This window comes from Sulfuricurvum sp. (assembly GCF_023250475.1).
In the GTDB taxonomy this organism is placed as follows: Bacteria; Campylobacterota; Campylobacteria; order Campylobacterales; family Sulfurimonadaceae; genus Sulfuricurvum.
In genome coordinates this window covers 1-3,498 of the sequence record NZ_JAHFAQ010000171.1, presented here as the reverse complement: position 1 = coordinate 3,498, position 3,498 = coordinate 1, and the positions used below count along the sequence as shown (strand labels likewise).

The 3,498-nt window shown below is 43.3% G+C and carries 5 protein-coding genes; all 5 read left to right on the top strand.

What is annotated here, in order from left to right:
- A partial coding sequence (locus Q0C19_RS11580) for a putative nucleotidyltransferase substrate binding domain-containing protein (protein WP_295056213.1) occupies nucleotides 1–302 on the top strand: 302 nt, incomplete at its 5' end.
- Nucleotides 302–916, top strand: coding sequence for a 3'-5' exonuclease (locus Q0C19_RS11575; protein WP_295056210.1), 615 nt, complete (start codon nucleotides 302–304; stop codon nucleotides 914–916). The genes Q0C19_RS11580 and Q0C19_RS11575, both read left to right, overlap by 1 nt.
- Before the next feature lie 12 nt (nucleotides 917–928).
- Complete coding sequence (gene acs / locus Q0C19_RS11570) at nucleotides 929–2,887, top strand: acetate--CoA ligase (RefSeq protein ID WP_295056207.1); 1,959 nt, start codon at nucleotides 929–931, stop codon at nucleotides 2,885–2,887.
- A gap of 112 nt (nucleotides 2,888–2,999) precedes the next feature.
- Nucleotides 3,000–3,188: a hypothetical protein gene (locus tag Q0C19_RS11565; RefSeq protein ID WP_295056205.1), complete on the top strand. Its 189-nt coding sequence runs from the start codon at nucleotides 3,000–3,002 to the stop codon at nucleotides 3,186–3,188.
- On the top strand, nucleotides 3,178–3,423 hold the full coding sequence (locus Q0C19_RS11560; RefSeq protein WP_013460683.1) for a type II toxin-antitoxin system RelE/ParE family toxin: 246 nt from the start codon (nucleotides 3,178–3,180) through the stop codon (nucleotides 3,421–3,423). Before Q0C19_RS11565 ends, Q0C19_RS11560 begins: the two co-directional genes overlap by 11 nt.
- Nucleotides 3,424–3,498 lie beyond the last annotated feature (75 nt).

Sequence of the window (3,498 nt, the reverse complement as noted above, 5' to 3'; positions counted from 1 at the left end):
GTATTTTGGCACTGGAGCATAAAATTTCCCAAACGAATACGACAGAGCGGATTAAAGAGCTTAACAATCTCGGATTATTTGATAAGCGGTTCGCGAGTGAACTGATTGAAGCCTATGACACCCTTTTAAGCATCCGTTTGCGCTTTATCCTTGCGCAAAAGCAAGGGAGTGATGAGCAAAATTACGTGAACCCGAAACTCCTTAGCAAAGCGGAACGGGATCTTCTTAAAGATGCCTTTAAAATCGTCAATACGTTTAAGAAATTTCTCACCTACCATTTTCATCTCGGAATGGTGGTGTAATGTTCGTTTCAATCAAACGTGCATGGAATCGCAAAGCGCTTAATGATGAAAATTATGCGTGGATGTTTGAACCCTACAACGGAGACGAAGTGGTGGTATTCGATACCGAAACTACTGGACTCAATACAAAAAAAGATGCGGTGCTGAGTATCGGTGCGGTTAAAGTCAAAGGGGATCGCATTTTGACCTCCGAGAGCTTTGAAGTTTTTTTAAAACCCTCGCATGAAATCAGTGTTGAGAGCATCAAAATTCACCATATCCGGCCGTGCGATTTGGAAAATGCGATTGAACCGCAAGAAGGGGCAAAAAAGTTTCTTGATTTTATTGGAAATAGACCCTTGGTTGGGTATTATTTGGAGTTTGATATGGCGATGATGAATCGTCTCATCAAACCATGGCTGGGATGTGAACTCCCCCATAAACAACTTGAGGTGTCAGGGCTCTATTTTGATAAAAAGATCGAGCTGATCCCTCAGGGGAATGTTGATTTGCGCTTCGATACGATCTTACGGGATTTAAAGATCCCGAGGATGGGACAGCACAACGCATTGAACGATGCAATTATGACCGCAATGGTCTATATAAAATTAAAAAATACACTTAAACTACACTAAGGAGCCTCAACTATGAGTGATATCGTAAAACCAACTTTTCAACCAAACCGCGAGTTTGCTAAGAATGCCCGCATTAAAAATATGTGTGAGTACCATGATCTACAAACATGGGCAAGTGAAGATTATGAAGGGTTCTGGGGACATTTCGCGAAAGAAAAAATCGACTGGTTCTCTCCTTACACTCAAGTTCTCGATGAGAGCAATGCACCGTTTTACAAATGGTTCGTGAACGGTAAACTCAACGTTGCGCACCAATGTATTGACCGTCATCTCAGCTCACGCAAAAATAAAGCGGCGATCATTTTTGAAGGCGACCGTGGTGACAAACAAATTATCACTTACCTTGAACTCTATTACAACGTTAATAAATTTGCCAACCTTCTGAAAAACGAGTTTCATGTCAAAAAAGGTGACCGCGTCGTTATCTACATGCCGATGATCCCTGAAGCAGCGTATGCAATGCTCGCATGTGCCCGTATCGGTGCAATTCACTCGATCGTATTCGGCGGATTCTCTTCCGAAGCGTTGAAAGACCGTATCGAAGATGCGGAAGCAAAAGTGGTTATTACCGCTGATGGAGCATTTCGTAAAGACAAACCGTACATGCTCAAACCGGTCGTTGACCAAGCAATCGATGAAAAATCTCCGGTTGAGAAAGTACTGGTAGTTGAGCGTAACAACGAAGATATTACTTGGGTAGCCGGACGTGACTATTCGTATAATGAATTGATCAAATCCCAATCAAGTGTATGTGAAGCGGAAATAATGGATGCTGAAGACCCTCTTTTCCTCCTGTATACATCAGGTTCAACAGGAAAACCAAAAGGGGTTCAACACAACTCAGCCGGGTATATCCTTTGGGCTCAAATGACAATGGAATGGGTATTTGACGTCAAAGAAAACGACACCTACTGGTGTACGGCGGATGTCGGCTGGATTACCGGACATACCTATATCGTCTACGGACCGTTGGCTATGGGTGCAACAACTATCATGTTCGAAGGGGTTCCGACCTATCCGGATGCAGGACGTCCGTGGAAAATGGTGGAAGAGTACAAAATCAACCAATTCTACACCGCTCCGACCGCGATCCGCGTATTGCACAAAATGGGTGAAGATGAGCCGGCTAAATACGATCTCAGCAGCTTGAAAGTCCTCGGAACTGTCGGTGAGCCGATCGATCCTCCGGCATGGAAATGGTACTATGAGGCAGTCGGCGGAAGCAAATGTGCGATCGTTGATACCTACTGGCAAACCGAGACCGGAGGACATATCGTTTCTCCATTGCCGGGTGCGACTCCGATCAAACCTGCATGTGCGACATTCCCGCTTCCGGGTATCATCGCCGAAATCCTTGATCCTCAAACGGGTATCAAAGTTGAAGCAGGCGAGCCAGGTTATATGTGTGTAACCCGTCCTTGGCCATCTATGATCCGCGGAATTTGGGGTGATCCTGAACGTTTCGTGAAATCGTATTTCGGTGATGTCAAAAAAGACGGTCAACCGGTATACTTCACGGGTGACGGTGCAATTTACGACGAAGACGGATACATCACCATCACAGGACGTACCGATGACGTTATCAACGTTTCAGGTCACCGTATGGGAACCGCCGAAGTTGAAGCGGCATGTAAAAAACATCCAAACGTCGCGGAAGTAGCCGTTGTCGGTAAGCCGCACGATATCAAAGGTGAGGGGATTTTCGCCTACATCGTTCTCAAAGGCGATGACACCGTCGGTGAAGAGATGGAGATGGTCAAAGAGATCAACAAAGTGATTATGAAAGAGATCGGTAACATCGCTATTTGTGATGATATCGTTTTCGTACCGGGCTTGCCGAAAACTCGTTCAGGTAAAATCATGCGCCGTATTCTTCGCTCTATCGCGAAAGGGGAAGCGATCACTCAGGATATCTCGACTCTCGAAGATCCAAGTATCGTTGCCACTATCGAAGCGAAAGTAAAAGGGTAAGTTTTACCCGCTCTCCCGTCATCCCGCACTTGATGCGGGATCTCTCTCTAATCAAATTTAACTATTTCCCTCCAACATGTTATAATACTTCATCGATAGCAGGAGTGATAGAATGCAATCATTAACGATCAATTTTCAAAATCCGCAAATATTTGACAAGTTTTTATGGCTGTTAGACCATTTTAAAAAAGATGGTGTAGAAGTCGTTTCCAAAGAAGATATTGATGATTTAAAAGTATTGGCAAAAACACGTGAGGAAGAGAGTATTCCTTTTGAGGACTATTTAAAAGATGCGCATTGAGATTCGCAAGAGCGCGATCAAAGATCTCCAAAAAATTAACGAACCTTTCAAAAGTAAACTTCACGAAAAAATCATTTCTCTCAAAAATTTTCCCGATGTTTCCAATATTAAAAAACTGACTAATTTCGAGCCAGCTTATCGTATGCGAGTAGGAGATTATCGAGTTTTATTTGATGTTGTAGAGGACACAATTTTTATCGGTCGTGTGTTGCATCGGCAAGAGAGTTATGAATAAAAGTTTGATAAGGAGTTAGTTGTGACAGTTAAAAAATTATTATTTTTATTGATCTTTTCCTATATCTTATTTGAG